Here is a 4726-nt window from a genome sequence, read left to right on the forward strand (position 1 = left end):
TGGCGATGCTCAGTGAAACACCGCCCCCGGGGTTTCTGCGGTCAGGATGCGATCGGACCACTCCAGCAGTGTCTCGGCATCGGCCTCTTGGATCTGCTGACGTAGCCGGGCATCGGTGGGGCCGAATCTGCATGATGGGATCTCCCGGTGCGGTCTGTTCCAACAAGCGGCGGGCGTCATCCTCTTCCACCCGTTGTGTCCCTTGGACATCGTATCGCAGCAGCGATTCCAGACTCTGCAGCGCAGTGTCGCGATCGGCGATCTGGTCGATCAAGGCGATCAACCGCTCTAAATGCTCCAGCGGCTGGTCGCTGAAGATCCAGCGTAGCGCCAACTGGACCAGACGGGTCAGCACATCGCCTTTGATTTCGGCGTCGCTGCGCGGCGAGAGATCCTGCAGCGCGTAGCGGAATTGTGGCACAGAGGGCTTGAGCGCCTCTGGCAGCGGCCGGATCAGGGCGTGGAAGTCGCTCGGCATGCGCCAGCGGCGCTGGCCGTGATCGAGCACCAGCGGGTAGACCGGCGGCAGGGTCTTGGCCTCGGGATGCTGCTTGCGGTAGGCCTCGCCCTGCAGCGTGATGTAGCGCAACAGTTGCAGCAAGACCCAATCGTCGGTCTGGCTCTTGTGCTCAAACAGGATGTAGACGTGGAGTGCCAGAGTGGCTGGCGCGGCTGTTTGATCGAGCGTGGCGGGCGCATCGGCCGGATCACGCGCTGCCACATCGGCTTGATCAGCCATGGCCTGAGCGGCTTCGCCCTGCTCTGCTGACGGCGATGGCGCGACCGGATGGCGAGCGCCTTGCGACGATGCCTGCTCAGGCCCTGCTGAATCAGCCCGCTCAGGCCCTGCTGGATCAGCCTGCTCAGGCCCTGCGGGATCAGCCCGCTCGGGCGCCGCTGAATCGGCCTGATCGGGCGCGCGCCATCGCAGCCGATAGACCAGATCCGAATACGACGCGCGTAACTCCTTGGAGACGTAGCTATCCTTGCTGATCTCCAGACTCTCAAGATCCACCACCTCAAGCAGCTCAGCTGGCAGGTGCTGGCGCAGGAAGTCTTGCGCGATCTCGCGCCGGGTGAAGCTTTCGCGGAAGTAGACGTCGTGCGGATTGTTGATCTCATCCATGGCGGTGGACTTTACTTGGATTGCAGCCTAACGGCGAGCCGCCTGCCGCTTGCGGCATTTAGTGGTACGTCCCTGATTCTTGCTATGAAACAGTCTCTGAGTACGACCTGGCCGCCGAGATTGCTCGCACCACCGATGGACTCAACATTGCGGCTTGGCAGGCTCCCTTAGCGTCAGGGTCCGAGTTCCCGCAGTTCCACCGAAGCGCCTGAATCGAGCTCGCAGCATTTAGGGGTACGTCCCTGGTTTTCATCCCTGGTTTTCACATCGTGGATAGACTCCAAGCGGTGCGGACGCTTGGCGATCGTGGTCAGGGGCTTGGCGTGGGTCCGCTAGACACTCATCGTCGGTGAGGATGGCGCCACCACCGCCGGTGGTGATGGCCTTGTTGCCGTTGAGGCTGAGCGTGCCGAGCAGGCCGAAGGTACCTGTTTGGCGACCATGATAACGGCTCCCGAGCGATTCGGCCGCATCCTCGATCAGGGCCAGTCGATCATCGTGCGCGAACGCCATTAGGGCATCCAGGCCATGACGGCCCCGACCACAAGGCCAGCCTGGAACCGGACGAGTTCGCCGCCATGGTGTGTGCTATTCGCAATATTGAGCAGGCGCTGAGCGACGGCGTCAAGCGCCCGAGCCCCAGCGAGGCGAAAAACAGGCCCATCGCCCGCAAGTCTCTGGTCGCCGCGCGTCCGATCCAGGCCGGCGAGCCCTTCACGCCGGAGAACGTCACTGCCAAGCGCCCCGGCACCAACCTCTCGCCGATGTGCTGGGATGACGTCGTGGGACGGATGGCGCGTCGGGACTATACTATCGATGAACTGATTGAGCTGTGCTGTGTCAGGATGCCCAGAATCCCTTTTTCTGGAACCTGGAATGAACTCAGTGGCTGACGATCCTTGGCCGCGCGTGATGAAAGCCAAACCCCTTGGGCCGCGCCGCGAGTCTCAGATGGCGTATGCAAATCTCGGATTAACAGAGGGTAACGAAGAGTGAACTACTTTGACCGAATTGAATGGGATCCTCGAATCTGCAACGGTAAACCCGTGATCAAAGGCACCCGCATTCCATTGAGTCTTTTGCTGGAGCAAATCGCTGAAGGGGAGTCTTGGGAGGCGCTGTTGACGGACTATCCGGAGTTGACGCGAGCCGATATTCAAGCAACCCTGTTTTTTGCGCAAGCCAATATCGATCACGCGGACATTCGGCACGTCCATGCCTGACCAATATCGGCTGTACCTTGATCAAATGATTCAAACCCACGTTCTGCATGTGCTAACGCAGGCTGGTTATGACGTGATTCGGGCGACTGAGTGTGGCCAATCACGCGCGGATGATCGTGAAATCCTTACCACGGCGATTGCGGATGAACGTATACTGATCACGCTGGACAATCATTTTGGTGATTGGGCTGTTCTGCCACTGAGATATCATCATGGGGTAATTCGGCTCAAAGTGAATCCAACAACGTCACGCAACATCTTGGATCTTTTGATCCCTTTTCTGGAAAAGACCAACCCGATGGCCATGGTTAACCATCTGGTGATCCTTGCGAAGACCAAAGAAAAATGGATCTTGACGGCCGGATAGATTGCGCGAAAATCGGCATGGCTGCGACTGTACCGGGTCGAGCCTGCCTATACAACTAGGGGTTGAACAGGAACGGGAAGTCGCCATCACCGATGATGGACGCGCACGCAAGGTGACTTTTGTTGGCCCGATCAAGATCGAATTAGGCAATCGGCTTTGCCATACCGGCGCCTAGGTCCTCGTCGAAAAGGGACTGCTCGGCGTGTTGCCCAAGCCACTACGGATCTCTGATGATCTCTTCCGTCAGATCATAGAAACGTATGAACATGTAAGCCGCTTCATATCGACTCTTTGCAGTGAAGGAATCTCCGGCTCCCGAGCCCGAACCTTTGCGAAAGAGGCACCTAGTTGAAAATCACCACCCGCAGCAACAATAACATTGATTGAACGACCACCAAAATTTTGGTTTGGAGAAAAATTGAAATACTTCTCTCCATAACCGCTTTTGAGCGTTAACCGACTGCGCCGTGCTCTAATATAAGGCGAATACTTAGAACGTAGGAATTCATCCAAAATAGCCTGCAAGTCACGATTACAAAAAACCATACAGAAATGCCAATAGACGGAAAAAAGAACGCAGCATATAGAGTTACATCCCTAGTTTTCCAATTAACGAGGTCCGAACCTGAACTACCTGCGATACCGGTTCGAGCCTGTACCCAGACGTTTACCACCCCTAATTTCCTTTAGCCTCCGCACGCTATACCCAGGAGGGCCGGCAAGCCTTGCACGATGGTCGCAGCACTGCCGAAGGTCGATAACGTGTCTTGCCACGAGGTCTTCGGGGTCCAGGTGGCTTTCGTGTCCTTCAGCCAAGCGGGTTCGCCGAGCATGTTGTCGAGTTCACCAAGCGCCTCGGCTGGCGTCGAAATGCCTTCGGCACGGTCGAGCAAGCGCAACAGACCACGCGGGGTGAGTTTGAGGACGTCATGGCGGAGGCTTTCGCCAGGATGAAGTCGCTCCGCAGCCAGCTTGCGCTCCAGCCAAATCCTTAACGCGGCGTCGTGAAGCGGGATCGACCCCGCTTCAAATAACCATCCGGCGCCACGCTGATCAGCAGCTTGTGGTCGATCTGCTTGTCGATCTCGAACTCCGGGTGGGTCTTGAGGTATTCGTGCACAGCGGTCTTGGGGTTGTCGCCGGGTCCCCAGGGGCGGTCGGGGAACATGTCGGCGGGCAGGTCTTCGGTGATGGTGTCGAAGACGACGCAGTCGCTGCCGGGGGTGACCAGTGGGGCGTAGGCTTCCAGCTCGGCGAGGACGTGGGCTGGTGGTTGGAGTCCAGGCAGACGAGGATGCGTTGGTGGCCGTCGGTCATGGCGTGTACGCGGGCGATGATCTCAGGATCGATGGCCGAGCCCTGGATCAGGTCGATGCGGTTGGCCAAGGGGTGGGCCTTGATGGCCGCGCGGTTGTGGGCGCGGATGTCGATGTCGATGTCGATGCCTTACAGGCGGCGTAGAGGGTTTGAGGGTCGAGTGTTGAGTCCGGGCGGAGCATGCCTTGGCTCAGATCGTACTCAGCACAGGTGCCAATGCCAACAACGCGGCGCACAGCAGTTTCGATGCAGGCCTTTGCCATCTCGATGGTGCCGTTTAGGCAGTCGAGGTTTCTCGGGGATGTCAGGTAGTGTCCGGGTTCGGCGTACCAGGCCAAGTCGATCACCGTGTCGATGCCTGTTAGCGCCTCAGCCCACCAAGCTTTTTCGGCTTGAAACAGGTCAGGGGCCTCGATCACCTCATCTGTTTCTCGGAGATCGGTTGGGCGCTGCGAGCCTTTGCGCAGTACGAGTTTCAGCGGCGTTTCTTGCAGCGCCAGGAATCGGACCACTTGGCGGCCGACAAAACCATTGGCACCCGTTAGCAGGATCATCGCGGACACGTACAACAGACAGTCACGAGCCAGTTGCCGTTGATGCACTGCAGCGCTCACCCCAGCCGTTGGCGGCAGCGTCGGTGGCGTAGCGGACCTCCAGCTCGGTGATGGAGGGTTGGGTGTAGGGGATGCGGGG

General features: G+C 58.7%; 7 protein-coding genes and 1 pseudogene. 3 read left to right on the top strand and 5 right to left on the bottom strand.

All coding sequences use genetic code 11. The features are described from left to right. Both CCR96_RS01045 and CCR96_RS24975 read right to left on the bottom strand, forming a co-directional pair. Window positions 1-1126 (bottom strand): Rpn family recombination-promoting nuclease/putative transposase (locus CCR96_RS01045; protein ID WP_201215218.1); only part of this gene is annotated, 1126 nt, incomplete at its 3' end. Between the two features lie 249 nt (window positions 1127-1375). Then, window positions 1376-1639 carry a DegT/DnrJ/EryC1/StrS family aminotransferase gene (locus CCR96_RS24975; RefSeq protein WP_201215219.1) on the bottom strand — a complete coding sequence of 88 codons (264 nt, stop codon included), beginning with the start codon at window positions 1637-1639 and terminating at the stop codon, window positions 1376-1378. A 41-nt stretch (window positions 1640-1680) separates the two neighbouring features. Between CCR96_RS24975 and CCR96_RS01055 the strand changes: the two genes are divergently transcribed. From CCR96_RS01055 to CCR96_RS01065, 3 genes are all read left to right on the top strand, one after another. After that, a complete protein-coding gene (locus CCR96_RS01055; protein ID WP_242518288.1) occupies window positions 1681-2019 on the top strand; it encodes an SAF domain-containing protein in 339 nt (112 codons plus the stop codon). 99 nt (window positions 2020-2118) lie between these two features. After that, window positions 2119-2349: a DUF433 domain-containing protein gene (locus tag CCR96_RS01060; RefSeq protein WP_201215220.1), complete on the top strand. Its 231-nt coding sequence runs from the start codon at window positions 2119-2121 to the stop codon at window positions 2347-2349. Continuing rightward, on the top strand, window positions 2342-2716 hold the full coding sequence (locus tag CCR96_RS01065; protein WP_201215221.1) for a DUF5615 family PIN-like protein: 375 nt from the start codon (window positions 2342-2344) through the stop codon (window positions 2714-2716). The genes CCR96_RS01060 and CCR96_RS01065 overlap by 8 nt, the downstream gene beginning before the upstream one ends. 686 nt (window positions 2717-3402) lie before the next feature. On the opposite strand, the gene CCR96_RS01070 is transcribed toward CCR96_RS01065, so the two are convergent. The 3 genes and pseudogenes from CCR96_RS01070 to CCR96_RS01085 all read right to left on the bottom strand — a co-directional run bounded on the left by CCR96_RS01070 (window position 3403) and on the right by CCR96_RS01085 (window position 4587). Then, window positions 3403-3615: a hypothetical protein gene (locus CCR96_RS01070; RefSeq protein WP_201215222.1), complete on the bottom strand. Its 213-nt coding sequence runs from the start codon at window positions 3613-3615 to the stop codon at window positions 3403-3405. A 92-nt stretch (window positions 3616-3707) separates the two neighbouring features. Further along, window positions 3708-4102, bottom strand: a pseudogene (locus CCR96_RS01075) (CmcI family methyltransferase). Then, a complete protein-coding gene (locus tag CCR96_RS01085) occupies window positions 4081-4587 on the bottom strand; it encodes an NAD-dependent epimerase/dehydratase family protein (RefSeq protein WP_201215223.1) in 507 nt (168 codons plus the stop codon). The pseudogene CCR96_RS01075 and the gene CCR96_RS01085 overlap by 22 nt, the downstream one beginning before the upstream one ends. Between the last annotated feature and the right edge of the window lie 139 nt (window positions 4588-4726).

Source organism: Halochromatium roseum, from assembly GCF_016653315.1.
Classification (GTDB): domain Bacteria; phylum Pseudomonadota; class Gammaproteobacteria; order Chromatiales; family Chromatiaceae; genus Lamprobacter; species Lamprobacter roseus.

Bases quoted from the DNA above. Each gene is read 5' to 3' on its own strand.
- CCR96_RS24975 (WP_201215219.1), bottom strand. From the start codon at position 1,639: ATGGCGTTCGCGCACGATGATCGACTGGCCCTGATCGAGGATGCGGCC.
- CCR96_RS01065 (WP_201215221.1), top strand. From the start codon at position 2,342: ATGCCTGACCAATATCGGCTGTACCTTGATCAAATGATTCAAACCCAC.
- CCR96_RS01085 (WP_201215223.1), bottom strand. From the start codon at position 4,587: ATGATCCTGCTAACGGGTGCCAATGGTTTTGTCGGCCGCCAAGTGGTC.